The organism is Rhodococcus sp. PSi06 (assembly GCF_054960675.1).
In genome coordinates this window covers 176,751-202,772 of the sequence record NZ_JBHNYO010000007.1, presented here as the reverse complement: position 1 = coordinate 202,772, position 26,022 = coordinate 176,751, and the positions used below count along the sequence as shown (strand labels likewise).

The following is a 26,022-nucleotide window of genomic DNA, read 5'->3' as shown; positions in this document are numbered from 1 at the left end:
GGCCATCGCCTCACATGACCCAACGATGCCCGGACTCTAACACCTTCGGGCGGCGATCACGACTCCATGGAGGGAAGACTCAGCAGGTCAGGACGCCTTCTCGGCGCGGGCAGCCTCCCTGGCGAGCAAGCGATCCCGAGACTCCTCGAACTTGGTCGCCTTCGACTCCAAGTCCTCTACGAATGCAGCCAGCCGATCGCGATCGCGCTCACCCTCCCCGGTGAAATCGTTGCGCTCGAAAATGTTCCACTTCCGCAGCACCGGCAACAGCACTTCGTCGAGATGCTGCCGGAGATCGTAGATCCCGTTCTTGGCCAGAATCATGGCGTTCTTGCGGAAATTCGGCATGTTCAGGCCGGGCATCTGGAAATCGGTTGCCACATCGGCAATGGCGCGGACCATCTGATCGGGCACCAGATCCAACGACGCCTCACCGAGGTTCCGATAGAAGATCATGTGCAAGTTCTCATCGGCTGCGACACGAGCCAGCATTCGATCCGCTACCGGATCGCCACACGCCAACCCCGTATTACGGTGCGAGACTCGCGTAGCCAACTCCTGGAACGTCACGTATGCAACGGAATGCAGAAAGTTTGCGCCGTCCATCGGTGCATCCACGCCCACCGTCATGTGGTGCATACGAGCCCGCTCCAACTCCACGGGGTCGACTGCCCGCGTCACCACCAGATAGTCGCGCATGACGATGCCGTGACGATTCTCCTCGGCAGTCCAACGACCCACCCAGGTGCCCCAGGCACCGTCCAACGAGAAGTTGTCTGCCAAACCACGGTGATACGACGGCAGATTGTCCTCGGTGAGCAGGTTGGTGATCATCGCCGTGCGGGCCAATTCCGACAACGACGACTGCTCGAGCGACCAGTCCTCTCCGCCCATCGCGGCGAAGTTCCGGCCCAGATCCCACGGAACGTAATCATGTGGATGCCATTCTTTCGCCATGGCCAGATGGCGGTTCAGATTGGCTTCCAGGGTGCCGTCGAGTTCGGTCAACAGCTCTTCATGATCGAGAACACGCGTCATCTGCGGGGCTCCTTCAAAGATCGAGGTGCCCGAACCGCCAATCGATTCGAGACAGTGACGGACACCGTCCGCCGAAACAGCCACGACGGCACACCCCCCTGCGGTGCACCGTCGAGACCGTTCACGTCGGTCGTGAGGACCGACGCTTCAATACCCGGACAACGCTAGGGAGCAGGCACCGAATGCGAAACAGAACAGCCGAGTCTCTGGACATCTGGGCGCCGAGTACAGGTGCCCTTGGGCACGGTCACAACCCACGCAGTCAGCTCGACTCGGCGTGCACGGCGCACACGGAGCGGCTCGCCTCGGCTCCCTGGGCACTCGATGTGACATTCGGTGGCCTTTTCGAGGGTCAATGTCACATTTAGTGGACTTGGGCCGCCGCCGGAATGAGTGCGGACACGAAAAAGGACGCCCACGGTGTGGACGTCCTTTTTGGAGTGGAGCCTAGGAGATTCGAACTCCTGACATCTGCCTTGCAAAGGCAGCGCTCTACCAACTGAGCTAAGGCCCCGGGTGTTGATGTTGAACGTGAACGAACTTTACACGTTCGATCCGAGCGATTGTCACCCGGTGGAGATGCTGTGCCAGACGCCGTCCGAGCTGCGCGTTGAGCGCACCTTCGATACTGTCAGGACTGCAATCGCCACCGATGCAACGAGAAGAAGGATTTTCACGTCCCGCCTCTTTTCGTTCGTTCGGTGTGGGCCTAGGAGGACTTGAACCTCCGACCTCTTCCTTATCAGGGAAGCGCTCTAACCGCCTGAGCTATAGGCCCTCATCACTGCTTTCGGCCGAAGAATTGCTCTCCTCGAACCGAGGGATGAGATTACCGTATCGGGCCGCCGACTTCCAAAACGGCCCGATACGGCATCTGGTCGTGCAGGTCAGTCGCGGTCTGCGAGCGTCACTTCGACGCCGCCCACCAGGTCCGACGACAGGTTGTAGATGAACGCACCGATGGTCGTCAGAGCGGTGAAGAGTACGACATTGATCACACCGATGACCGCCGCGTACCCGAACACCTGCCCGGCGCTGACCAGGCCGCCGTCACCGGATTCGTTGACGATCTCGGTGAAGGCACTGTTCAGACGGTCCCAGACGCCCATCCCGTCGAGCACGGCATACAGCAGTCCTACGGCGACCATCCAGACGAAGAACAGTGAGACCGCGATGACGAGCGCGATCTTGAGCGTCGACCACGGATCGATCTTGCGGATCTGAATCGTCGCGCGGAGGGGGTTTCCGTCCGCGCTGGGAGTCGCTGTGATGGCTGTGGGTGCCGCGCGATCGGCCGGGGCCTGCTCGGGATGCCGGACGGCGGACAGATCCGGCATGTCCTTCGCCAGATCCTTGCGTTCGATATGACGGGTCGGACCGTCGATCACCGCTGCCTTCGACCGGGCCGCCTCGCGTCGCTCGGTCTTGTCCTCGGTCGACTCGCGCTGGACGGGCTCGGCCGTCGTGCGAGCTGTTCGGTCGAACTCGGCATTCGCGGGAAGAGCTGCACCACGACCGGAAAGATTGGTCTGTGGCTGGTTCTGCGGCTGCTGCCGGTCGTCCGCGCCTTGCGACGCCGGACGCTGACCGGCCCCGCGCTGCCATGGAGGAGTTCCCGATCCACCCTGCGGACCGTCGCCGTCCTGCACAGGTAGCGCTTCGGTTGCGGCGGGAGCTGCCTGGTTTGCTCCGCGAGCCGGCTGAGAGGTTCCCGCGACGTCACCGGAGGGCTGGCCCGTACGGTCCGGTGCCTGCGACCCCTCGGTGGGTGCCGGGCCCCGCGGCGGAGCCGGACGAGTCGGTGGACCCGCCGGTGCCTGACGCTGCGGGGGTTGACCGTTAGCCGGTCGCCCGGCATTGGGCTGACTCGAACCGGGCTGACCTGCGCCGGGCTGACCCGAACCGGGCCTGGCCTGCGATGGATCGGGCTGACCGGGGCGAGCCACCGGTGGGCCCTGCGTGCTTGCTCCCTGCGCACTCGGGGAACCCTGCGGCGCAGGCGGACGCTGCGGAGGCGGCCCCTGCGTCGGTCGTGCCGGACCGTTGGGAGCGGCCTGTGCCGGACGTACCGGCGGGCGCGAATTCCCCTGCGGAGCCGGTCCGCGGCCGGCAGCGGGTGCCGGACGGGAGGACGGCTGCGGACGGCTACCCGGACGGGCACCCTCGGGCGGCGCGGGACGCGCGGGCTGCTCGCCTCGCGGTGCCTCCCGGCCGTCCGGTGCGCCGCTGGGGCCGGGCCTGTTACCAGGCCGGTTGGGAGTGCTCACTTACGACTCCTTCGCTGCATCGTCTTCGGTGCCCAAAGCGTCCGGTTCGATCTCGTCGGCGTTGCGCGCGATCGCGAGCAGTGTGTCGCCTTCACCGAGATTCATCAACCGCACGCCCTTGGTCTGTCGGCCGGCTTTTCGTACCTGCTTGGCAGCAGTCCGAATGACACCACCACTGGACGTGATGGCATACAGCTCGTCCTCGTCGTCGACGATGAGAGCTCCCACCAGCGTGCCACGCTTGGGGTCGTACTGGATCGTCAGTACTCCCTTTCCGCCGCGGCCCTGCTGTGGGTAGTCCTCCATCGCGGTGCGCTTGGAGTAGCCGCCCGACGTCGCAACCAGCAGGAACTTGCCCTCGGCCACGACGTTCAAGGACAGAAGTTCGTCCTCGCCGTTGAATCGCATGCCCTGGACACCGGACGTGGCGCGGCCCATGGGTCGCAGAACCTCGTCGGTTGCCGAGAAACGGATGGACTGGCCCTGCGCGGAGACGAGCAGCAGATCGTCGTCGGAGGATGCGAGCACTGCGCCGACCAGCTCGTCGTCACCGCGGAGGTTGACGGCCACGATTCCGCCGCTGCGGTTGGAGTCGAAGTCGGTCAGACGTGACTTCTTGACCAGACCGCCCTTCGTGGCGAGCACCAGGTAGGGGGCGTCCTCGTAGGTCTTGATCTGGATGACCTGGGCGATGCGTTCGTCGGGCTGGAAGGCGAGCAGGTTGGCCACGTGCTGGCCGCGCGCGGTGCGGTTCGCCTCGGGCAGCTCGTACGCCTTGGCCCGGTAGACACGGCCCTTGGTAGTGAAGAACAAGATCCAGTCGTGTGTCGAGCAGACGAAGAACTTGCTGACGATGTCGTCCTGCTTGAGGCCGGCACCCTGCACGCCCTTACCGCCGCGCTTCTGCGACCGGTACAGGTCGGTTCTGGTGCGCTTGGCATAGCCGGTCTCGGTGATCGTGACGACGACGTTCTCGCGGGCGATCAGATCCTCGTCGTTGACGTCGCCGTCGGAGGCGATGATTCGGGTACGACGGTCGTCGCCGAACTTCTCGACGATTTCGGCCAGTTCGTCGCGAACGATCTGACGCTGACGGTCCTCGTTGGCAAGGATGTCCTTCAGGTCTGCGATCGTGATTTCCAGCTCTGCAAGATCGTCGATGATCTTCTGACGCTCGAGGGCCGCGAGGCGTCGCAGCTGCATATCGAGAATGGCCTGGGCCTGGATTTCGTCGATCTCGAGCAGATCGATCAAGCCCTGTCTGGCGAGATCGACGGTCTGCGACGCACGGATGAGGGCAATGACCTCGTCCAAGGCGTCGAGCGCCTTGACCAGACCACGCAGGATATGCGCGCGCTCCTCGGCTCTCCGCAAGCGGTACCGAGTACGACGAACGATCACGTCGAGTTGGTGGGTGACGTAGAAGCGGATCATCTGGTCCAGGCGCAGTGTGCGCGGAACGCCGTCGACGATCGAGAGCATGTTGGCACCGAAGCTGGTCTGCAGCTGCGAGTGCTTGTAGAGGTTGTTCAGGACGACCTTCGCGACGGCGTCGCGCTTGATCGTCACGACGATGCGCATACCGACGCGGTCCGACGACTCGTCGTCGATCTTGGAGATACCGGAGAGCTTGCCGTCTCGGACCTGCTCGGCGATCGAGGTGATCAGGTTGTCGGGGTTCACCTGGTACGGCAACTCGGTGATCACGATCGTGGTGCGACCGTTGGAGTCCTCTTCGATCTCGACGACGCCGCGCATCCGGATGGAACCGCGGCCGGTCGAGTACGCATCCTGAATTCCCTGACCGCCGACGATGAGTCCGTGGGTGGGGAAGTCGGGACCCTTGACGCGTTCCATGCAGGCCGCGAGAGTCGCTTCCTCGTCGGCCTCGAAGTTGTCGAGGGCCCAGAACACCGCGTCGCCCAGCTCTCGCAGGTTGTGCGGCGGAATGTTGGTGGCCATACCGACGGCGATACCGTTGGAGCCGTTCATCAACAGGTTCGGCACGCGCGACGGAAGTACCGTCGGCTCTTGGGTTTTGCCGTCGTAGTTGGGGATGAAGTCGACGGTTTCCTCGTCGATGTCGCGCAGCATCTCCATGGCCAGCGGAGTCAGCCGGGCCTCGGTGTATCGCATGGCGGCTGCGCCGTCGTTGCCGCGCGAGCCGAAGTTGCCCTGGCCGTCGACCAGTGGGTACCGCATCGACCACGGCTGAGCCAGACGCACGAGCGCGTCGTAGATCGAGGTGTCGCCGTGGGGGTGGTAGTTACCCATCGTTTCGGCAACGGGCCGTGCAGATTTCACGTAACTACGGTCGGGACGGAAGCCGGAGTCGTACATCGCGTACAGCACGCGGCGGTGCACGGGCTTGAGGCCGTCGCGCACCTCGGGCAGTGCGCGGCCGACGATGACGCTCATGGCGTAATCGATGTAGCTGCGCTGCATTTCCTGCTGAATGTCGACCGGATCGATCCGGTCGCCGCCCTCGGCGTTGGTGGTCGAGCCCGGCGGGGGTCCTACCGGCGGTTCGGTGATGTCAGACATAGAAGATCTCCTCGAAAACGGTCGTCGGACGCACCGAAACCCTGTGCGGTGCGTCCGAGAAACGACTAAACGTCAAGAAAGCGAACATCTTTCGCGTTACGCGCGATGAAGCTTCGGCGTGCGGACACGTCCTCGCCCATCAGGACGCTGAACAGTTCGTCTGCGGCCGCAGCGTCGTCGAGGGTGACCAGACGCAGTACTCGCACTGCCGGGTCCATCGTGGTTTCCCACAGTTCCTTGGCGTTCATCTCGCCGAGGCCTTTGTAGCGCTGGACGCCGTCCTCGATGTTGATCTTGCGCTTGTTGGCGATACCGGCTTCGAGCAATCCGTCGCGTTCGCGATCGGAGTACGCGAAATCCGGTTCGCCGCGGCTCCACTTGAGCTTGTACAGCGGCGGCATCGCCAGGTAGACGTGACCGTTCTCGATCAGCGGCCGCATGAACCGGAACAGCAGGGTCATCAGCAGCGTGGAGATGTGCTGGCCGTCGACGTCGGCGTCGGCCATCAGCACGATCTTGTGATAGCGCAGTTTGGCGATGTCGAACTCGTCGTGGATACCGGTGCCGAACGCGGTGATGATCGACTGGACCTCGTTGTTCTTGAGCACGCGGTCGATGCGGGCCTTCTCGACGTTGATGATCTTTCCGCGCAGCGGCAGGATCGCCTGGAACATCGAGTCACGACCGGATTTGGCCGAGCCGCCGGCGGAGTCGCCCTCCACGATGTAGATCTCGGACTTGCTCGGATCGTTCGAGCGGCAGTCGGCGAGCTTGCCGGGCAGGCCACCGATATCGGTTGCGCTCTTGCGCCGCACCAACTCTCGCGCCTTGCGCGCAGCCATGCGGGCCTGCGCGGAGGAGACGGCCTTGTTGATGATGGTCTTGGCATCGGCCGGGTTGGACTCGAACCAATGCGAAAGATGCTCGTTGCACGCCTTCTGCACGAACGACCGAATCTCGGTGTTACCGAGCTTGGTCTTGGTCTGACCCTCGAACTGGGGCTCGCCGACCCGCACCGAGATGACGGCAGCCAGGCCTTCGCGGATGTCGTCGCCGGTGAGCTTGACGTCCTTCTCCTTGACCAGCTTCTTCTCGATGGCGTACTTGTTGACCGTCGACGTCAGCGCGGTACGGAAACCCTCTTCGTGGGTGCCGCCCTCGTGCGTGTTGATCGTGTTGGCGAACGTGTGCACCGATTCGGAGTACCCGGCGTTCCACTGCATCGCGATCTCGACCTCGTGGCCCTCACCCTTGCCGGTGAAACCGACGACCGAGTTGTGAATCGCGGTCTTGGTGCGGTTGATGTGCTTGACGAAGTCCACCAGCCCGTCCGGGTAGTGGTACGTCCGCTTGCGCACCTTGGCCGGCTTCGCCGCCGCCGCGTCGGCCTGCTCTTCCTCGGCCGTCTTGGGAGCCTCGGCGGTCTCGCCCAGTTCTTCTTCGGTGGCATCGGTCGCGGCTACCCGCTCGTCGGTGAAGTTGATGGTCAGTCCCTTGTTCAGGAACGCCATCTCCTGCAGGCGACGGTGGACGGTCTCGAAGCTGTAATCGAGCGTCTCGAAAATCTTGCCGTCGGCCCAGAAACGCACCGTGGTGCCGGTCTCGGTGGTGTCGCCGACGGTCTCGAGCGGGCCGGGCTTGGCGTAGTCGTACGTCTGCTTGTAGCGGTGGCCGTCGCGCGCGATCTGGAGTTCGACCTTGGTCGACAACGCGTTGACGACGGAGATACCCACGCCGTGCAGGCCGCCGGAGACGGCGTACGAGTCGGAGTCGAACTTGCCGCCGGCGTGCAGCTGAGTCATGACGACCTCGACGGTGGGTACACCGGAGGAGTGCATGGCGACGGGGATACCACGGCCGTCGTCCTTGACCTCGACGCTGCCGTCCTCGTGGATGGTGACGTCGACGGTGGAGGCGTAACCGGCCATGGCCTCGTCGACGGAGTTGTCGACGACCTCCCAGATCAGGTGGTGCAGGCCTCGTTCACCGGTGGAACCGATGTACATACCGGGCCTCTTACGGACCGCTTCCAGGCCCTCGAGGACCGTGATGGACGATGCGCCGTAATCCTTGCTGTTCTCACTGTTACCTGACTTCTGGGCAGCCACGGTTAGCTGGTTCTCCTTCTACGCGTCCACTACCCCGCTCACACCTGACGTAGGTGCTACCGCAGAGTCGGCACGGTCGTTTCGACCGTGCTCGGTCCATGCGTTTGTTCCGGGCTTGATGTCGTACCGGTCCATAGTACTGGTTGGTTGCGACAGCATGGGCACGATGACACCCCTAAAAGGCCCCTGATTGCCTCACAGGCGCATTTTTTCGGTATCGGGCGATAAAGATGAAGGGTAAAACCGACGATTCCCTACAGATCGAGAACGATCCGTTCTCCGTCCGAGCGCGACACACAGATCAACATCTCGTGTTTCTGTTCCTCGGACGTGAGTCGCTTCTCGCGATGCTGCGGTGTCCCGTTGAGCACTCGCACTCGGCAAGTACCGCAGAAACCCTGCTGACACGAGTACGCGATGTCCGGCCGAACACGTCGAATGGCATGCAGCGCAGTCTCTTCCGCGCCGACGGACAGAATTTCCCCGGAGTCGACAAGCTGGACCTCGAATTCCGTACCGTTCTTCACCGGCGGCGGCGAGAAGCGCTCGAAGTGCAGATGAGTTGCCGGCAGGGCATCGAAGGACGCGCGAACGAGGTCGATCATCGGCGGCGGACCGCAGACGTACACCGAACCGCCGGGAGCGGCCGAGCCCAGCAGATCCATGCTCGACGGCATGCCGTCGACGTCGTCGGTGCGGACGGTCACGCGGGCAGGATCCCAGCCCGCGATCTCGTCCAGAAAGGGCATCGACTCACGCGAACGCCCGCAGTAGACGAGATGCCAGTCCATCCCGAGGTCGCGAGCACTGCGCACCATCGAGATGATGGCGGTGATGCCGATTCCCCCGGCCACGAAAACTGCGTGTTCGGACGGGACGAACGGAAATCCGTTGCGCGGACCCCTTATGGAGACCTGCGTTCCGACGGTCAGCGCGTGCATTTCCGGGGATCCACCGCCGCCGCCGGGCACCAGTCGCACTGCGATCGAGTAGGTATCGCTGCTCGGTAACCCACACAGCGAGTATTGACGCCGACGACCGGACGGTAGGTAGAAGTCCAGGTGCATTCCCGGTGCCCACGCCGGTAGGTCTGCCCCGTCGACAGCGGCGAAGGTCAACTGCACCACCTGCTCGTCGGTGCAGAGCACCTCGCGAGAGACCAGCGTCAGTTCTCGCGTGCGCGCGACGGCAGGTGCGGCGAAGGATGCGTCGTACTCGCCGTTGTCGAGTAGGGCGAACCACTTGTCGAGCGCATCGGTGACCAGCGACACCGTCTGATCCGGCTCGTCACGCCCGTAGAGATTCTGTGGAATCGTGCGGCCCACCCGAAACTGGTCGACCTTCTGAGCCATCGCGCCGAGCTTGCTCCGCAACGTGCGTTTGGTCATCGATCAGCGGACCGCGCCGCCGGAGAAGTGGCGAGGTAGCGCACGGCCTGAGCCGTCGAGCCTTCCTGGGACGGATGGTAAGTGCTCTTGAAATACCGCAACGACGCCTTGACCATCGACATCGGTGTGGGAAACAGACCTGCCTTGGAAACCCGCCGGAATTCCCGGAACGACGGGGTGCGTTCCTTCGGCGAGAGATGCGCCAACGTCGGATCCTGGCTCATCAGGTAGCGCACTCCACGCGTCCAGAACCACACGAGCGTGGGTGCGATGACAACGTAGGTACGGATGCGCCGCGCCGGCCTGACATCGAAGTAGCGCATCACCTCGTAGGCCACCGAACGATGCTCGACCTCCTCGGCGCCGTGCCACCGCAACAGATCCAGCATGATCGGATCGACGTCGGCCTCGTCGAGTTCCTTCGCGTTGAGAACCCAATCCCCGAGAAACGCCGTCAAGTGCTCGGCGGCCGCGATCAACGCCAGGCGTTCCACGAGACTGTTCTGACCGTGGCCCGAGCGGTTCCCCAGCGCACGTCCGAACAGGAATTTCATCTGATCGACGTAGGGATCGACATCGATGCCGTGCGCACGGAGCTGGTCGTGGACGTCGGTGTGAGCCTGCGCGTGCATGGCTTCCTGGCCGATGAATCCGATCACGTCGTCACGCAGCTGATCGTCGTGGATGAGCGGCAACGCTTCCTTGAACGTGCGTACGAACCACTCCTCACCCTCGGGCAGAAGCAGGTGCATCACGTTGATCAGGTGCGTGGCCAGCGGATGGCCGTCCATATAGTGCAGCGGCAGGGTATTCCAGTCGAATTCGACGTTGCGAGCGTGCAGAACCACCCGGTCCTCGGGGGTGCCGTCGACGTCGACTGCCGCTGTCGACGCTTTCTTGGTAGGTGCTGACACAACTTCTCCTCGTCCGATGGCCGCGTGTAACAGTATTCGGTCCCCCGACCGTTGTCGTGTTCCGAATCACGCTACGCACACCGACAGTGTCACAGCAACACCGCACCCAACATCTGTTGAGGATCACGTGGACCAGGCACTATGACAATCCACCTTTGGGAACAATCACTATCCGTACGTGTCGCGAGGACCCCGACCCCGGACGTGACGTTCCCCTTTTCTCCAGCTCTGCGTGGTCGGCCCGGTGATACGAAGCGAGGTCACCACGCCATGGCCCACCGCGGCGGCGATCTTCGCCAGAATCTGCGACTGCATCAGCCGCAGTTGGGTCGCCCACGCCGTCGACTCCGCGGAGATACTGAGTACTCCGTCCTTGAGACCGGTGGGGTCCGCGTGCGCCGAGATGTCTTCGCCGACGACGCTTGCCCACCGCCCCAGGACGGCGCCCTCGGACACCTTGGCCGACCAGCCCCGCTTGGACGCGATCGAATTGGCGAGCGCGCCGAAAGCCTGTGGGTCTCGATCGTCGGGACCTGCTCCCGACCAACCCCGTCGCCGACGCCCCCGCAATGCTCGGACGCCACCTGTCGGCGACGATCGCCCTTGCCCCACCGACTTACCACTGGCCTTGGCCGCGGCACGCGCATCCTCGAGTGCCCGACGCGCCAGGTCGACGCCCTTCAACTCCGGTTGATCGTCGGATGCGGGCGTATTCTTATCGTCACTCATGACACCCCACTCCCCGACGTCGACAGTTCGGTGATGGTCGAAATACGTCCTGCTGCACCGGATTCCGATTCCTGACGAGCCTCCACGCCGTATCGTCTCGCATCGAGTTCCGGTGGTACGTCTTCCGGGACTGCCGCGGTGATCAGCACTTGCTCGGCGTCGGCTGCAACTGCAGCCAGGGCCGTGCGACGCTTGCGATCGAGTTCGGCGAACACGTCGTCGAGCATCAGGACGGGGTCGGTTCCGTCCTCACGCAGTAGCGAGAAGGAACCGAGCCGAAGCGAGAGGGCATACGACCACGACTCACCATGACTGGCAAAGCCTTTGGTCGGCCGGTCGCCGAGCATCAATTCCAGATCGTCTCGGTGAGGGCCGACCAGACATACCCCACGTTCGATCTCCCGCTGTCTCATCACCGAAAGTTGGTGCAGAAAAGCAGCTTCCAGAACATCGACGTCATCGGACTCCGGCGCCCGGCCGGCATCGGAGAATTCCGGCGGTAGTGCCTCGGCGAGGCTGCATCGATAGGACAACGTGGCGAGCCGCGATTCCGGCGCGATCGACTCGTAGGCCTGCTGCACGAACGGCATCAGCTCGTGGACCAAAGATATTCTGGCCGAGAGCAATCGAGCGCCATGCGCAGCAAGGTGGCCATCCCACACGTCGAGGGTCGCCAGTGCACTCGAACCGTCGGTCGACGCCGAACCTCGGCGCAACGGGCCACTCGCAGTCTTGAGCAACGCCGAGCGCTGACGCAGAACCTTGTCGTAATCCGCACGGACAGTGGCCATTCGAGGAATACGACTGGTGAGCAGTTCATCCAGATACCGCCGTCGTTCGCCGGGATCTCCCCGTACGAGCGACAGATCCTCGGGAGCGAACAGCACACTCTGCAACACACCGAGGATTTCTCGCGGCCGTCGCAACGGGGACCGATTCATCCTGGCCTTGTTGGCCTTACCTTCGAGCAACTCCACGTCGATGATCAGCTCACGACCGTGATTGACCACCGCACTGCTCACGAAAGCCTTCGGTGCACCGGCCCGGATCATCGGGGCGTCGGTCGACACGCGATGCGAGGACAGCGTGGACAGATAGTTCAACGACTCGAGCAGGTTCGTCTTACCGTGCCCGTTGGGTCCGACGAACACGGTCGAGCCCGGTCCCAGGTCGACCGTGACGTCGTCCCAGGATCGGAAGTCGTGAAGCTGCAGAGACCGGACGAACACTTACTCGTGTTTCGGGGCCGGTGCCCGCAGGGTCTCGTCGGCGTCCGCCTTCTTGACGGCGTGCCCGCCGAACTGGTTGCGCAATGCCGAGACAGCCTTCATGGCCGGCGAATCCTCTTGTCGCGAAGCGAATCTCGCAAACAACGCAGCGGAGATGACCGGCGCGGGTACGGCATGGCGAATGGCTTCCTCGACAGTCCAACGACCCTCACCGGAGTCCTCGGTGTATCCGGAGATCGCACTGAATTCCGGATCCTGACCGAGTGCTTCCACCAACAGATCCAGCAGCCAGGACCGAACGACCGTGCCCTTGCTCCACGCCCGCAACACGCCCTGCACGTCCTGCACCAACTCTTCGGCTTCGAGGATTTCGTAGCCCTCTGCGTACGCCTGCATCAACCCGTACTCGATACCGTTGTGCACCATCTTCGAGTAATGCCCGGCACCGACCGGCCCCGCATGCACGAATCCGTCCGCGCGTTCACCCTCGGGACGCAATGCGTCGAAGATCGGCATCGCGTGGGCGACGTGCTCGTCCTGGCCACCGACCATCAGGCCGTAGCCGTTCTTCAGGCCCCACACACCGCCGGAGACACCGGCATCGATGTAACCGATTCCCTTGGCGTCCAACAACTCTGCGTTCGGCTTGTCATCGGTGAATCGCGAATTTCCACCGTCGATCACCAGATCTCCCGGCTCGAGGACATCTGCCAAGCCGGTGACGGTATCGCGAGTGATCTGGCCGGAGGGCACCATCACCCACACCACTCGCGGTGCGGTCAACGCCTCGGCCAAACCGGCCAACGACGGAGTGTCCGTCACCTCCGGCCGAGGGTCGTATCCGACGACCTCGTGACCGTGCTCGCGCAACCGCTCGCGCATGTTGAAGCCCATTTTTCCGAGACCGACCAAGCCCAGCTGCATGATGATGCGTCCTTGTCTGTGTCAGGTGCGGAGGTTCCCGCGGGTTCAACAGTAACGAGGCAGAATCAGCCCGGCAGCCTGACGGGCATCAGCAGGTACGTGTATTCGGACTTCGGCGCCGCGAACTTGCCTGAGTCGTCGGCCACGAGTTCTTCGTCCGACGTCGGACGGAGAACGGCAGGCCTGCTCGGCGTCGTGAACCCGAACGTCACCTTCTCGCTGTGCAGCGATGACAACCCGTCGATGAGGTAGCCCGGATTGAAAGCGATGGTCAGTGCCTCGCCCTGGAAGTCGGCAGGCAGAGCTTCCTCTGCGCGACCTGCGTCGTCGCCGCCTGCGGAGAGCAGCACGCCGTCGGAATTGAACTCCAGGCGAACCTGCGCACCACGCTCGGCGACGAGGGCCACGCGCTTGATCGCCTCGACCAACGACGCGATCTCGAGAGTCGCCACGGCCGTGTGCTCGGCGGGCAGCAACTGACGGAACTTCGGGAATTCGGCGTCGAGCAGGCGGGTGGTCGTACGGCGCCCGTCACTGACGATGCCGAGGAGGCCGTCGCTACCGATGGACGATCCGGAACCGAGGGCAAGTTCGACCGGCGAGCCGGCATTACCGCCGAGGGTCTTGGCCGATTCGGACAGAGTCTTGGCGGGAATGAGTACCGCGGTGGTGGTGTCGGCGCCGGCGGGACTCCAGTCCACCTCACGAACCGCCAAACGGAACCGGTCGGTGGCCGCGAGAACGACGTTGGTGCCGTCGATCTCGACCCGAATACCGGTCAGCATGGGAAGCGTGTCGTCTTTGCCCGCCGCGATAGCGACCTGAGCAATTGCCTCGGAGAAGACATCACCGGCCAGCGAACCGGTGTTGCTGGGCAGCTCGGGGAGCTGGGGATAATCCTCGACCGGCATGGTCGGCAACGAGAACTTCGCGCTCCCACAGTTGACCAGAACGCGGGTTCCGTCGACCGTGACGTCAACGGGCTTGTTGGGCAGAGACTTGGTGATATCGGCAAGTAGCTTGCCCGACACCAGAACTCGGCCGGCTGTAGCGACCTCGGCAGAGACCTTCACCTGAGCGGAGACCTCGTAGTCGAACCCCGAGACCGTCAGTCCCTGCTCGTCGGCGGCGAGCAACACTCCGCCGAGGACCGGAACCGGCGGCCGGGACGGCAGGCTGCGAGCTACCCACGCCACGGATTCGGAAAAATCTTCACGAGCAACGCGAAACTTCAAACTTCCAAGCTCCATCGCTCGGCATTTCCTCTCGTTCGGGGCATTCGTGTGCACGGTCGAGCGGTGCGACCACGATCGTCGCGGCTCCCACCGACGCAACGACGAGTCTGGCACATCCAGCGCAAGCACACCGTATGCCCTCCGAGGCGAAGTTGAAAGCTCGGGCGAGGCCGCGCAGAGATGTGATCCGGCACCGGACGGGGCCTGTGAACGGATCGCTCCCCAACACCTGTTTTCAAAGAAGTTCTTTCAAGGAGAAATCAGAAGTATTAATAGGTCCTGTGCAATCTGTGCACCGACGGTTCGATCCGCTGGTCGCCTCGCGTGGTGTCGTGGGGATGAACTCGGGACCAATCGGCGGTTGACGTTCGGCTGCCTGTGGACGAACCACATCGGTGCACAGGCGCCCACACTCCATCCCCAGATCTTCGATGTTGTCCACATGGTTATCCACAGGTGTGAATCAATGGTCGATGCGTCCGAAAGTGCCCTCAATCGTGTTGAAAATCGGGGCACCGTGGACGCCGAAAAACGAAACGGCACCGAATCCTCAGCGGGATTCGGTGCCGTGTGTCGCTGTGCGAGGACTGACGCGTTCTAGCGCTTCGAGCGCTGTTTGATCCGTGCGGTGAGCTCCTGAACCTGGTCGTAGACCTTGCGACGTTCTGTCATTTCCTTACGGATCTTCTTGTCCGCGTACATGACCGTCGTGTGATCGCGTCCGAACGTCTGACCGATCTTGGGCAGCGACAGGTCGGTGAGCTCGCGGCACAGATACATCGCGATCTGCCTGGCCATGGCCAGCGCTCTGGCCTTACCCGGCCCGCACAGGTCCTCGATGGAGGTGTTGAAGTACTCCGCCGTGACCGCCATGATCGTCGCCGCATTGATCTCGAGGCTCGACGAGTCGGGAATCAGATCGCGCAGCACCACCTCGGCCAGAGTGAGGTCGAGAGCTTGCCCGTTGAGCGAGGCGAACGCCGTCACACGAATGAGGGCGCCCTCGAGCTCACGAATGTTGCGCTCGATGCGACTGGCGATCAGCTCGAGCACGTCGTGCGGTACGTCGAGGCGATCCATTCGAGCTTTTTTGCTCAGGATCGCGATCCGAGTCTCGAGCTCGGGCGGCTGCACATCGGTGATCAGGCCCCACTCGAAGCGGGTGCGGAGCCGCTCTTCGAGGGTCGCCAGCTGCTTCGGCGGCCGGTCCGAGGAGACCACGATCTGTTTGTTGGCGTTGTGGAGGGTGTTGAAGGTGTGGAAGAACTCCTCCTGGATACCTTCCTTGCCCTCGATGAACTGAATGTCGTCGACGAGCAACACGTCGGTCTCACGGTAGCGGCGTTTGAACGCCACCTTGCGGTCGTCACGAAGACTGTTGATGAAGTCGTTCGTGAACTCCTCGGTGGAGACGTACTTGACCCGCATTCCCGGGAACAGCCGCTGCGCATAGTGACCGGCCGCGTGCAGGAGATGGGTCTTGCCCAGTCCCGACGCGCCCCAGACGAACAGCGGATTGTATGCCCGGGCAGGAGCTTCGGCGATCGCCACCGCGGCGGCGTGAGCGAACCGATTGGAGGCACCGATGACGAACGTGTCGAAGGTGTACTTCGAGTTCAGGCTGTTCGCGCCCGACGAGGGAGGTGTCGATTCAGGGGGTTTGGTGAAGTACGTCGGCCACGAATTCTGGACGCTGGCGAGCGCTTCACGCTCGTCGTCCACCTCTTCGTAATCGGCAGTCTCGGAATCGGACGGTTCGTCGTCTCTGCTGGTCAGGACGCGGCGCCGGTAGGTGGGCGAGCTGACAGCGTCGGGATAGGTCGATCGCTCGGACTCGAGCTTGTCGTCCTCGGGCGCCGAGATGCGCACTCCGAGACCCTCCACGCCCTGGCCCAGGTGCCGGCCCAGCGCTCCCAGGATCGGTTCCCGCAGATCTCGTTCGATCGCTTCCTGAGCGAAAGTCGAGGGAACGGCCAGCAGGGCGAATCCCTGCGTCAAGGTCAACGGTTTGACCAGCGCGAGCCACGCTTTCTGGCCCTTGGTCAGCGGAGAACCGCTGTGTCGGTCGGAGGTGAGTTCCGCGACCACCTCGGGCCAGATGAGCGCGAGCGCATCCGGATCGTCGTTCACGTCGATCCCTCCGTTGTCGAGCATCGGTGGCTCGGCGGTGGGTGGACCGTCGAGCGTGGTCTCGTACAGGTGCCACGCGTGAAACTCGTGCGTCGTTTCCAACCCGTACGGCGTCGGCGTCGGATAGCGTCGTCGATCGTGCGCCGTCGCGGCTGAGACCAAGGTCCGTAGGTGGACCCCGCAAGGTACGAATATGCCACCTGATCTGTGTTTCCACACAATTATCCACAGGTGTGGATAAACGACACCGATGTGAGCCGAGAGGCCCGACTCGGTCGTGGTATTACGCCCGTGCGAGTCTGACCTGCACCGATGGTCGCTGTCTGTCGTACGATCGGACGAACTTCGCGGACTCGACGTGTCGTCGAAGGACAGATGTCGGTGCGAATCACTCATGATTCGACCGGAGCAGCCGGTGCCTGTGCACGAACTGTCGGCCTGATCGGTCCGGAGCGAGTTTGACCACCGGTGACTCGATCAGTACTCTCGAACAGTCACCCAATAGCGAGGTGGCCGATGCTTGCTGGCTGCTTACAGTCTGTCTTCACTCGGATTTCTCGCTCGGGAGGCTAGCGAGTTCATCCGAAATCGCTGAAGAACCTTTCAAGCAGGTACCGACAGACCGGTGCCTTCGAATCTCGAGGAGTGTTGACCGTGGCCAAGGGCAAGCGGACGTTCCAGCCGAACAATCGCCGCCGCGCGCGCGTTCATGGCTTCCGTCTTCGTATGCGTACCCGTGCGGGTCGTGCAATCGTTTCCGCACGTCGCGGCAAGGGCCGCAAAGAACTCACAGCCTGATATTCGTTCGTCCGAAGCTTGGAGCTCGGGATGCTTCCTGAGCCGAATCGACTGCACCGAGCACGTGATTTCTCCGTAGCGGTGCGTCGAGGACGCCGAATGGGTAGATCTGATCTGGTCGTTCACGCCGTCGTGCGTGACGAACAGGACATTGCATCGACCATTCGGGGACCACGATTCGGATTGATCGTCAGCAAGGCAGTCGGGCCGGCCGTAACTCGTCATCGAGTTGCGCGCCGGCTTCGGCATATCTGCGGTGACGTGATCGGTGAGCTCGACGAGGCCACCGACGTGGTCATCCGGGCACTGCCCGGCGCCTCGACAGCGTCTTCGGCAGATCTATCGATTCAACTGCGTTCAGGATTGAAGAAGCTCGGTCTTCTCCAAGCTCCGAAGGGTCCGCCGTCATGACATTCATGGGCAACCTTCGTTCCATTCCTGTTCGATCTCTCATGTATCTCATCGAGTTGTACCGAACTTATGTGTCCCCGATGAGACCTCCCACCTGTCGCTTCTCCCCCACCTGCAGTGAGTACGCCGTGGAGGCGCTCCAGGTGCACGGGTTGACGAAGGGCTCGTTGCTGGCAGTCGTTCGCCTTCTCAAATGTGCTCCCTGGCACTCTGGAGGGTGGAACCCGGTGCCTGAGCCCGGTAGGTGGCGCGCAAGCGTCACCGAGCTGACCGAAACCGAAGAACACCACGATCTCGTGCGAGTGGAAGAACAGAGGAGTACATAGAGCCGTGCTCGACTTCATTTACTATCCGGTTGCCTGGATTCTCTGGGTATGGCACAAGGTGTTCGGCTTTGTGTTCCAGGATCCCAGCAATGGATTCGCCTGGGCACTGTCCGTCGTCTTCCTCGTCTTCACCCTGCGCTTGATTCTGTACAAGCCCTTCGTCAAGCAGGTTCGCACCACGCGGCAGATGCAGGAGCTGCAGCCGCAGATCAAGGCGCTGCAGAAGAAGTACGGCAAAGACAAGCAAAAAATGGCCGTCGAGATGCAGAAGCTGCAGAAAGAACACGGCTTCAACCCGTTGATGGGATGCCTCCCAGTGTTGGCGCAGGCACCGGTGTTCATCGGCCTGTTCCACGTGCTTCGGTCGTTCAACCGCACCGGCACCGGTGTCGGCCAGCTCGGCCTGAGCCCGGAAGAGAACCGCGAGCTCTCGAACTATGCGTTCAGCGTGTCCGATGTGCAGTCGTTCCTCGATGCTCGACTGTTCGGCGCCCCGATCTCGGCATGGATCACCATGCCGCAGGATCAGCTCAACGCGTTCGCCGTGGGCCCCGACGCATCCATTCCGGCCACGTGGGTCATTGCAGCGGTGTCCATCCCTCTGATGATCATCGCGGCCGTCATGACGCACCTGAACTCCCGTGCTTCGGTTGCACGCCAGAGCGCCGCAGCCGCAGCGAACCCGCAGTCCGCGATCATGAACAAGCTCGCCCTGTACGTGTTCCCGCTCGGCGTCCTGGTGTTCGGTGCCCTGCTTCCGATCGCGATCCTGCTGTACTGGGTCAGCAACAACACCTGGACGTATGCACAGCAGCACTTGGTGTTCGGCAAGATCGACAAGGAAGAGGCCGCCAAAGTTGCTGCAGCCGTCGAGAAGCGTTCCGAGAACGCCCCGAAGCCGGGCGTGAAGCCGGTGTCGGTCAGCAAGCCGAAGCCCGGTGCACGTCCGAAGTTGTCGAAGATGGTTCCCACCGACGACGACGCGACTGCCGCCGGCGGCGAGTCCTCGGGCACGGCCAACGGTGCGGCATCTCCGGTCAAGCCCAGACCTCAGGCAAACCGCAACAAGTCGACCAAGCGCAAGCGGCGCTGACCGACACGTCGAGAGAAGGACGAACATGGCAGCGGACGTAGACGAAGCTCAGAACGACGAAGTACAGAACGCAGTCGGTGCGGTTTCCGGGGATGGAGTGAATGACGTGATGGTCGAGTCCGATCAGCTCAATGAGGTCGACGCGGACGAGGACGAGAGCCCCGCGGTCGAGGGCTCGGTGACCGAAGGTTCGGTGGCCGCTGCGGCGGGTGAAGAAAAGTCCGCGGAGGACGCGTCGGACGACGATGACGATGATGATGAGGACGACGAGGACTATCTGGTCGAAGAAGGCGAGATCGCCGGCGATTACCTCGAACAGCTTCTCGACGTTCTCGACTTCGACGGAGACATCGATCTGGATGTAGAAGGCGACCGCGCCATCGTCAGCATCGACGGCGGAGACGATCTGGCCAAGCTCGTAGGCCGTAAGGGCGAGGTTCTCGACGCTCTTCAGGAGCTGACTCGGTTGGCTGTCCAGCAGTCGACCGGTGAGCGCAGCAAGCTGATGCTCGACGTCGCGGGTTGGCGAGCGAAGCGTCGTAGCGAACTGGGCAATCTCGGTGCCGAAGCAGCGCGCCGCGTGCTGGAATCGGGCGACCGTGAAGAGCTGACGCCGATGACCCCGTTCGAGCGCAAGATCGTGCACGATGCAGTCGCGAAGATTGCGGGCGTCGCCAGCGAAAGCACCGGAGTGGAACCGTCCCGTCGGGTGGTTGTCGTCAAGGCATAGCGGCGCTGCTCGATTCGTCGGTACACGAAACGATGGCCCTCACTTCGGTGGGGGCCATCGTCATATCTGCAGCTATTGTCCGCGGGCAAATGACACGTGTGTGATTCGACGTGGTCGCTGCGGGTGAGTTTGTTTTTTCGGCGATTTTGTAGATGCCTGGGCTGTACGGCGCTTTCGTCACTGTGACGGTTGAAGTTGTGGCTGCCTCCTGCCTGTTGGCAACCGCCGATCGAAGTCGAGCCGGGGTGTTGCCTCTGGTTTCACGTGAAACAGCGGTGACGGGTGGAAGGTGATCCGCCGATAAGGATCCGTTCGACTTGGTGGGTTTCGTCCGGCCTCCTGACAGCTCGGCACCGGTGCCGGCAAACTCGCACTCCCCATGCAGATCTGATCCAGAAAATTTGATGTGGCACCTACTCGCGATGTTTCACGTGAAACGGGTGCAGTGTGGGGTGAACAAAAATTAACGGCAGCACATAGTCAGGGGTCCTCGTCATGGTCCGTGCGAGATCAGCCGAATGCGGACGACGACGATTGGCGCTTGGATCTCGACGAGGTCCCCTGTGTACTGAGCAGCTGAGCCGATCGGGATACTCTTCGATCGTGGAGCCGCAGAAGTAGCCGAGAGCTGTTCGTGGAGCCTTGTGTTTGCGCGTCAACTGAGTGCTGCCCGCGAGCGGTCAGCACGGTCTCGAGTATGTCGGCCAATTTACGACGGGACATCTTTGATCCTGGAACATTCCGTTCGGGATGAGCTTCGTGCCTCGGCTCGGGGAGCAAGCCGCGGCCTCGCTGATTGCTGCTCGCTCCAACACGGTTAGCGCGTTATCGGGGCCCGCCGCCGCCGATTGCGGATCGATGTGGATCGAAGCCACTCGGCTTGCAAGGGATGCGGCGTTTCGCGATCGAGCGGTCAGGCGTGGCCGCGTCTGGATGTCGTCTATCCAAGTGATGTTTCGCCGTGATGGATACAACGTGTTGGCAAAAGCTGAAGTCGATGCGGTCGGCACAGAGGAAGCCACACCGTCCGGTCCGAGACGCCATCGTCATTGCAAGCCCTTCGTCGAGATGGCAACGACACGACAGGACGACCGAGGGCGAATTTTCCCGATCTATCCCCGTTTGTGGAGGAGGCCCAACCCCGAGTGGTGGCAAAGTTTCACGTGAAACACGGCAGCGTGCCGACGGGACTCAGATCGTCGAGAAGACGTTGAGCGAGAGGTCGGGACGTTCGGATGACTGATGCTCGCCGTCTTGCGGGCCGACGAGACTGGGAGCGACGAGGAGACCTCGTGGGAAGGTCAAGATGCCGCCGAACTTACACTCGCCGTCGTGCGTGCCGCCCGGGGTGCATCATCTGTCCGGGTTCCGGTTCGGGTATCCCTCCGGCTGGCTCAACGTCTAGTAACGCTGCAGGCATCGCAATGGAGACACAGCTCGGTTGATTACACCGACTTCGGTTTCACGTGAAACATCTCCGTGTTCGATCAGATCGGCCGGCCGACGGAATCAGATCCGGGGTCCGGCTGCGAGCTGAGAGTGTGTCGTCGCATCGGGCACCGGTCCGAAAAATTGGATGCGTTACCGCGAGCAGACGGATGATGGGCACTGCTCGAACAGATGGTGAGGCCATGGGTTCGAGTGCCTTCCGACACGCGACGGATACGCCCCAAGACACGAACCGTTTCACGTGAAACACCGAGTGGGCTACCGGTGTCAGCCGGCCCCGAAGTGCTCGGCAGAATGACCGGTGCGTCATGGACCCATCGTGTCGGCTTCGGTCATGGGAGACCACCTCCGCAGCGTGCGATCGATTGGTCGGTTGGGTAGCGATCACGCCGCTATCCAACTGAGGGCGCGCGTCGTACACCGTCGGTTGATCGAGGACAGATCTTGTATGTCTGCGCTCGATTACTCCTCATGAGGAATTGCGTACAGACGAGGCCAGTGTCGAGTGTCCGCACAGGACCGCCGACTGTCGTCCACCTTCGCACCGCTCGCGGGTGTCTCTGCTCGACGCTTCCCATCAAAGAGCGAGTGCAAACGAGAACACTGCCCGCCGTCCGGCACACCGGCCGCACTGGCCCCGTCAACCACCGGCTACCTTCGCACCGCTCGTGGGTGTCTCTGCTCGGCGCTTCCCGTTCAAGAGCCGAGTGCAAGCGAGGCCTTTGCCGATCGTCCAGCACACTCGCCGCACCGGACCTCCAACCGTCGTCCACCTTCATCCCGCCTGGGACGGCCGAGTGTTGGTGATGGGCGGAGAACCAGGCGAGGGAATCGACCGATCGACTCCGGTTCGGTGCCTCACCCCAACACATGGTCTCAATTCGTTAGTTTTCGCGATGTCGTTTGGCGTTCCGCGCCCCAGCGCGGGAAGATGTTTCACGTGGAACAAGAAGGCTCGGACACTGCCCATTTGATGTCGATTGCGGATCAGGTTTTCGGCGATCGAATCGATCTGGCCCAGAAGTATCACGACTCGCTGGCGACGGCCGGAGTGGAACGCGGGCTCATCGGACCCCGAGAGATTCCACGGCTCTGGGAGCGCCACATTCTTAACTGCGCGGCCATCGGCGAACTTATAGACGAGGGCGAGACGGTCGTCGATATCGGGAGCGGTGCGGGCCTGCCCGGAATCCCGTTGGCGATAGCGAGACCCGATCTTCGGGTGACCCTCGTTGAACCTCTGCTGCGGCGAACCGTCTATCTCGCCGAGATCATCGAAGAGCTCGATCTCAACGTTCTTGTTGTCCGCGGTCGCGCGGAACAGCCTGGGGTCAAGAAGGAAGCCGGCGGTGCCGATGTCGTGACGTCGCGGGCAGTCGCGCCGCTGGAGAAGCTCGCCAAATGGTCGCTGCCTCTGGTTCACGACAACGGACGCATGTTGGCGCTGAAGGGATCGAGTGCGGGCGAAGAGGTCGAGAGAGACCGGGCTTCCCTCACTCGGATGGGTGCTGGCAAGCTGGAGGTAGTGGAGTGCGGAGTGGACCTTCTACCCACTCCCACCATCGTCGTCAGAGCAGTGCGTCAGCCTCGAAGATCCAGTCGTCACTGAGGTTGCCGGCCCTGGAGTTCGAGCCGCAGACTCGTGAGTTCGGGGTTCGTTCCTGTCGCTCGTATCGAACACAGTCAGTTCCGCACTAAGGAGCACATATGTCGGGTGGGTCCGATCCCGCTGTTTCACGTGAAACAGCATCGAAGAAGAACGCGTCCAACCAGACCGGGTCGGCGGTGAAAAAGAGCTCCGACTTCGAGTACACCAACGCGATCTCGACCGACGACACCCCGATCGGTGCCGCGGCTCATCGAGCCAGTCAGGTTCTCCACCCGGGGTCGGTGTCACTCCCGAAGCCGGCGAAACGACGCATGCTGACGATCGCCAATCAGAAGGGCGGTGTCGGCAAGACCACCACTGCCGTGAACTTGGCTGCTGCGCTCGCACTGCAGGGACTGACAGTTCTGGTGGTCGATCTCGACCCTCAGGGCAACGCCAGCACGGCGCTCGGCGTCGAGCATCACTCCGGTGTGCCGTCGAGCTACGAGGTCCTCATCGGGGAAGTGAGAGCCAGGGATGCCGTTCAGCAGAGCCCGCACAGCGAACGCCTCTTCTGCATTCCGGCCACCATCGATCTTGCCGGTGCCGAGATCGAATTGGTGTCGATGGTGGCCCGAGAGGGTCGACTCAAGACAGCGCTGTCGGTCGAGGAGCTCGCAGGTATCGACGCAGATTTCATTCTGATCGACTGCCCGCCGTCGCTCGGACTGCTCACCGTCAACGCCTTGGTTGCGGCCACAGAAGTACTCATTCCGATTCAATGCGAGTACTACGCACTCGAAGGAGTGGGGCAACTTCTTCGAAATATCGAGCTGGTGCAATCGCATCTCAATCCCGAATTGCATGTCTCCACCGTGATCCTGACGATGTACGACGGGCGTACGAAACTGGCGGATCAGGTCGCCGAAGAGGTCCGTAAACACTTCGGTGACGCTGTTCTGCGAGCCGTCATCCCGCGCAGCGTCAAGGTATCCGAGGCACCCGGCTACGGCATGACGGTGCTCGACTACGACCCCGGTTCCCGAGGTGCCATGAGCTACCTGGACGCCGGACGAGAACTTGCCGCCCGGTCGGCCGGCATCGACGAAGCACGAAAGAAGTAATCAGATGAGCCAAGCACGTAAAGGCGGCCTCGGTCGAGGTCTCGCCTCGCTCATTCCCACGGGCCCGGATGCCGGACCACGCCTCGGCAGCGCGGCAGCAGACGTCATCATCGGCGCGGACCGCAATGCCAAGGACAAGCCGGATACATCCACCAAGTCCAAGCGCGGTGCGTCGATCGACGACGCCACCGAGACGGCTACGGCACCCACACCGACCCCGCCGGTGCTCAATGGGGACGACCTCTCCCCCGTCGGTGCCGTCTACCGCGAGATTTCACCCGACCGTATCGAAGCCAATCCGAAGCAGCCCAGACACGTTTTCGACGAAGAATCCTTGGGCGAACTCGTGCACTCGATCCGCGAGTTCGGGCTCATGCAGCCTATTGTGGTTCGGTTGCTCTCGGGTTCTGCTGCTGCCGGGGACGCAAAATATCAGCTCGTCATGGGCGAGCGTCGGTGGCGTGCCAGTCAAGAAGCCGGCCTCGAAACGATCCCGGCGATCGTGCGCGAGACGGCAGATGACGCGATGCTGCGCGATGCATTGCTCGAAAACATCCATCGAGTACAGCTCAATCCTCTCGAGGAGGCGGCGGCGTATCAGCAACTCCTCGAGGAATTCGACGTCACCCACGAGGAACTCGCGGCCAAGATCGGCCGTTCGCGTCCGGTTGTGACCAACATGATTCGGCTGTTGAAGCTACCGATTCCGGTGCAGCGCCGGGTTGCGGCGGGAGTTCTATCGGCCGGTCACGCTCGCGCGCTGCTGTCGTTGGACGCAGGCTCGGATGCTCAGGAGTCGTTGGCTGCGAGAATCGTGGCCGAAGGGTTGTCCGTCCGCGCCACCGAGGAAGCGGTCACTCTCGCCAATCGGGAAGATGGAGCGAACCCGGAACCGGCACCTCGGCGCAAGCCGATTCAGATGCCGGGGCTTCAGGACGTCGCCGATCGACTTTCCGATTCCTTCGATACCCGAGTCACGGTCAGTCTGGGTAAGCGAAAAGGCAAGATCGTGGTCGAATTCGGGTCCGTCGATGACCTCGAAAGGATCGTCGACATGATGGAAGCTCAGAAGAAAAAGTAGCATCGTTTTTTCAGGACCAGACATACGCGGGTGAAACGTCACTGTGACGGAATTCGGCCAGGCGCGGTGCTGAACAAGCGAAGAACACACCAAAAATATTGTCTATCAACAATTTTCAGGAAATCGATCCGTACGAATGGTGACGTGGGCGAATCGCCTATTGTTGTCGAGGGGCGGATCGGCTCCTACAGAGAATTTCGCGTTGGTACGAATGCACGAAGGCTGAGGTAAGCGGTGTCGGCGATGGTGACCGGAGTGACACTCGGTTCGTTCGAGCATCTGCCGTCGCATTCGCGGCGCTGCAGCTTCTGGGTTCTCGATCCGGCGTCCGAAGATGCGACGGTAGACCTCGAGTTCGAGAACGAAGTGTGGTTGTCGACCATCATGCTCGAGTGGGGCTCATGTGGGCAGCTGCTGTCCCTCGACGGCAAGACCATCGGATGCGCGCTCTACTGCCCACCTCGTGCTGTTCCACGGGCGACGACGTTTCCGACGTCGCCCGTGAGCCACGACGCGGTGCTCTTGACACAACTACGGATCGAGTCTCCGGACGACGCCGATCTGCACTCGGCAACGTTGATTCAGGCGGTTGTAGGAGATCTTGTCAATCGCGGTGTTCGCGCCTTGGAAGCGTTCGGCATTCGGCACAACGCTGACGACGCGGCACCTGTGGTTCCGAACGCGACAGCACACGTGACGTGTTCGGCAGCGACGTGCATGATCGAAGCCGACTTCCTCGAGAAGGTGGGCTTCGAAGTAGTTGCACCCCATCACAGATTTCCGAGACTGCGACTCGAACTCGATCGAGACCACGGCTGGAAGCAGGACGTGGAATCCGCCTTGGAGCAGTTGCTCATTGCGGCCAGCATCTCGGTGGTCGACATCGAGCAGAAGTCGACCGTCGGCGCCCGTTGAG

20 protein-coding genes and 2 tRNA genes are annotated in these 26,022 nt (G+C 62.4%); 9 read left to right on the top strand and 13 right to left on the bottom strand.

The genetic code is table 11. From position 1 onward, the window contains the following. Positions 1 to 87: 87 nt before the first annotated feature. The 13 genes from ACFI9K_RS11610 to dnaA form a co-directional block, all read right to left on the bottom strand. On the bottom strand, positions 88 to 1,038 hold the full coding sequence (locus tag ACFI9K_RS11610) for an acyl-ACP desaturase (protein ID WP_222091424.1): 951 nt from the start codon (positions 1,036 to 1,038) through the stop codon (positions 88 to 90). 441 nt (positions 1,039 to 1,479) lie between these two features. Next, positions 1,480 to 1,552 (bottom strand) — tRNA-Ala (locus tag ACFI9K_RS11605). Between the two features lie 190 nt (positions 1,553 to 1,742). Next, positions 1,743 to 1,816, bottom strand: a tRNA-Ile gene (locus ACFI9K_RS11600). Positions 1,817 to 1,925: 109 nt separating this feature from the next. Next, the gene (locus ACFI9K_RS11595; RefSeq protein WP_462663623.1) at positions 1,926 to 3,305 is read right to left on the bottom strand and encodes a DUF3566 domain-containing protein; all 1,380 of its coding nucleotides are present in this window, start codon (positions 3,303 to 3,305) and stop codon (positions 1,926 to 1,928) included. Then, complete coding sequence (gene gyrA, locus ACFI9K_RS11590; protein WP_462663622.1) at positions 3,306 to 5,849, bottom strand: DNA gyrase subunit A; 2,544 nt, start codon at positions 5,847 to 5,849, stop codon at positions 3,306 to 3,308. A gap of 65 nt (positions 5,850 to 5,914) precedes the next feature. Then, positions 5,915 to 7,957, bottom strand: a complete 2,043-nt coding sequence (gene gyrB / locus ACFI9K_RS11585; RefSeq protein WP_222091427.1) for a DNA topoisomerase (ATP-hydrolyzing) subunit B — start codon at positions 7,955 to 7,957, stop codon at positions 5,915 to 5,917. A 254-nt stretch (positions 7,958 to 8,211) separates the two neighbouring features. Continuing rightward, a complete protein-coding gene (locus tag ACFI9K_RS11580; RefSeq protein WP_462663670.1) occupies positions 8,212 to 9,309 on the bottom strand; it encodes a PDR/VanB family oxidoreductase in 1,098 nt (365 codons plus the stop codon). Between the two features lie 32 nt (positions 9,310 to 9,341). Next, positions 9,342 to 10,259, bottom strand: coding sequence for a metal-dependent hydrolase (locus ACFI9K_RS11575; protein WP_462663621.1), 918 nt, complete (start codon positions 10,257 to 10,259; stop codon positions 9,342 to 9,344). 168 nt (positions 10,260 to 10,427) lie between these two features. Next, positions 10,428 to 10,988 carry a DUF721 family protein gene (locus ACFI9K_RS11570; protein WP_462663620.1) on the bottom strand — a complete coding sequence of 187 codons (561 nt, stop codon included), beginning with the start codon at positions 10,986 to 10,988 and terminating at the stop codon, positions 10,428 to 10,430. After that, positions 10,985 to 12,217: a DNA replication/repair protein RecF gene (recF, locus tag ACFI9K_RS11565; RefSeq protein WP_462663619.1), complete on the bottom strand. Its 1,233-nt coding sequence runs from the start codon at positions 12,215 to 12,217 to the stop codon at positions 10,985 to 10,987. Before recF ends, ACFI9K_RS11570 begins: the two co-directional genes overlap by 4 nt. After that, on the bottom strand, positions 12,218 to 13,141 hold the full coding sequence (gene gnd / locus ACFI9K_RS11560; protein ID WP_462663618.1) for a phosphogluconate dehydrogenase (NAD(+)-dependent, decarboxylating): 924 nt from the start codon (positions 13,139 to 13,141) through the stop codon (positions 12,218 to 12,220). It lies immediately after the preceding gene. A 65-nt stretch (positions 13,142 to 13,206) separates the two neighbouring features. After that, positions 13,207 to 14,391, bottom strand: a complete 1,185-nt coding sequence (dnaN, locus tag ACFI9K_RS11555; protein ID WP_462663617.1) for a DNA polymerase III subunit beta — start codon at positions 14,389 to 14,391, stop codon at positions 13,207 to 13,209. 582 nt (positions 14,392 to 14,973) lie between these two features. Next, on the bottom strand, positions 14,974 to 16,506 hold the full coding sequence (gene dnaA / locus ACFI9K_RS11550; protein ID WP_462663669.1) for a chromosomal replication initiator protein DnaA: 1,533 nt from the start codon (positions 16,504 to 16,506) through the stop codon (positions 14,974 to 14,976). 654 nt (positions 16,507 to 17,160) lie between these two features. Between dnaA and rpmH the strand changes: the two genes are divergently transcribed. The 9 genes from rpmH to ACFI9K_RS11505 all read left to right on the top strand — a co-directional run bounded on the left by rpmH (position 17,161) and on the right by ACFI9K_RS11505 (position 26,021). Further along, positions 17,161 to 17,304 (top strand): 50S ribosomal protein L34, encoded by a 144-nt coding sequence (gene rpmH, locus ACFI9K_RS11545; RefSeq protein WP_026347786.1) that lies wholly within the window; start codon positions 17,161 to 17,163, stop codon positions 17,302 to 17,304. A 30-nt stretch (positions 17,305 to 17,334) separates the two neighbouring features. Further along, complete coding sequence (rnpA, locus tag ACFI9K_RS11540) at positions 17,335 to 17,715, top strand: ribonuclease P protein component (protein WP_462663616.1); 381 nt, start codon at positions 17,335 to 17,337, stop codon at positions 17,713 to 17,715. Then, entirely contained in the window at positions 17,712 to 18,041 is a 330-nt protein-coding gene (yidD, locus tag ACFI9K_RS11535) for a membrane protein insertion efficiency factor YidD (RefSeq protein WP_462663615.1), read from the top strand. The genes rnpA and yidD overlap by 4 nt, the downstream gene beginning before the upstream one ends. Positions 18,042 to 18,045: 4 nt before the next feature. Next, positions 18,046 to 19,134: a membrane protein insertase YidC gene (yidC, locus tag ACFI9K_RS11530; RefSeq protein ID WP_462663614.1), complete on the top strand. Its 1,089-nt coding sequence runs from the start codon at positions 18,046 to 18,048 to the stop codon at positions 19,132 to 19,134. A gap of 109 nt (positions 19,135 to 19,243) precedes the next feature. Then, complete coding sequence (locus ACFI9K_RS11525) at positions 19,244 to 19,864, top strand: Jag family protein (protein WP_462663668.1); 621 nt, start codon at positions 19,244 to 19,246, stop codon at positions 19,862 to 19,864. A gap of 2,380 nt (positions 19,865 to 22,244) precedes the next feature. Beyond that, positions 22,245 to 22,922: a 16S rRNA (guanine(527)-N(7))-methyltransferase RsmG gene (gene rsmG / locus ACFI9K_RS11520; RefSeq protein WP_462663613.1), complete on the top strand. Its 678-nt coding sequence runs from the start codon at positions 22,245 to 22,247 to the stop codon at positions 22,920 to 22,922. Positions 22,923 to 23,020: 98 nt separating this feature from the next. Further along, positions 23,021 to 24,025 (top strand): ParA family protein, encoded by a 1,005-nt coding sequence (locus ACFI9K_RS11515; protein WP_462663612.1) that lies wholly within the window; start codon positions 23,021 to 23,023, stop codon positions 24,023 to 24,025. Positions 24,026 to 24,029: 4 nt separating this feature from the next. Next, positions 24,030 to 25,106 carry a ParB/RepB/Spo0J family partition protein gene (locus ACFI9K_RS11510; protein WP_462663611.1) on the top strand — a complete coding sequence of 359 codons (1,077 nt, stop codon included), beginning with the start codon at positions 24,030 to 24,032 and terminating at the stop codon, positions 25,104 to 25,106. 234 nt (positions 25,107 to 25,340) lie between these two features. After that, positions 25,341 to 26,021 carry a GNAT family N-acetyltransferase gene (locus ACFI9K_RS11505; RefSeq protein WP_462663610.1) on the top strand — a complete coding sequence of 227 codons (681 nt, stop codon included), beginning with the start codon at positions 25,341 to 25,343 and terminating at the stop codon, positions 26,019 to 26,021. Position 26,022: the final 1 nt, after the last annotated feature.

What these genes read in the sequence shown, in the direction of transcription:
- ACFI9K_RS11610 (WP_222091424.1), bottom strand. Translation starts at nt 1,038, where the DNA reads ATGACGCGTGTTCTCGATCATGAAGAGCTGTTGACCGAACTCGACGGC.
- gyrA (WP_462663622.1), bottom strand. Translation starts at nt 5,849, where the DNA reads ATGTCTGACATCACCGAACCGCCGGTAGGACCCCCGCCGGGCTCGACC.
- ACFI9K_RS11580 (WP_462663670.1), bottom strand. Translation starts at nt 9,309, where the DNA reads ATGGCTCAGAAGGTCGACCAGTTTCGGGTGGGCCGCACGATTCCACAG.
- ACFI9K_RS11570 (WP_462663620.1), bottom strand. Translation starts at nt 10,988, where the DNA reads ATGAGTGACGATAAGAATACGCCCGCATCCGACGATCAACCGGAGTTG.
- gnd (WP_462663618.1), bottom strand. Translation starts at nt 13,141, where the DNA reads ATGCAGCTGGGCTTGGTCGGTCTCGGAAAAATGGGCTTCAACATGCGC.
- dnaN (WP_462663617.1), bottom strand. Translation starts at nt 14,391, where the DNA reads ATGGAGCTTGGAAGTTTGAAGTTTCGCGTTGCTCGTGAAGATTTTTCC.
- rnpA (WP_462663616.1), top strand. Translation starts at nt 17,335, where the DNA reads ATGCTTCCTGAGCCGAATCGACTGCACCGAGCACGTGATTTCTCCGTA.
- yidD (WP_462663615.1), top strand. Translation starts at nt 17,712, where the DNA reads ATGACATTCATGGGCAACCTTCGTTCCATTCCTGTTCGATCTCTCATG.
- ACFI9K_RS11525 (WP_462663668.1), top strand. Translation starts at nt 19,244, where the DNA reads ATGGTCGAGTCCGATCAGCTCAATGAGGTCGACGCGGACGAGGACGAG.
- rsmG (WP_462663613.1), top strand. Translation starts at nt 22,245, where the DNA reads ATGTTTCACGTGGAACAAGAAGGCTCGGACACTGCCCATTTGATGTCG.
- ACFI9K_RS11515 (WP_462663612.1), top strand. Translation starts at nt 23,021, where the DNA reads ATGTCGGGTGGGTCCGATCCCGCTGTTTCACGTGAAACAGCATCGAAG.
- ACFI9K_RS11510 (WP_462663611.1), top strand. Translation starts at nt 24,030, where the DNA reads ATGAGCCAAGCACGTAAAGGCGGCCTCGGTCGAGGTCTCGCCTCGCTC.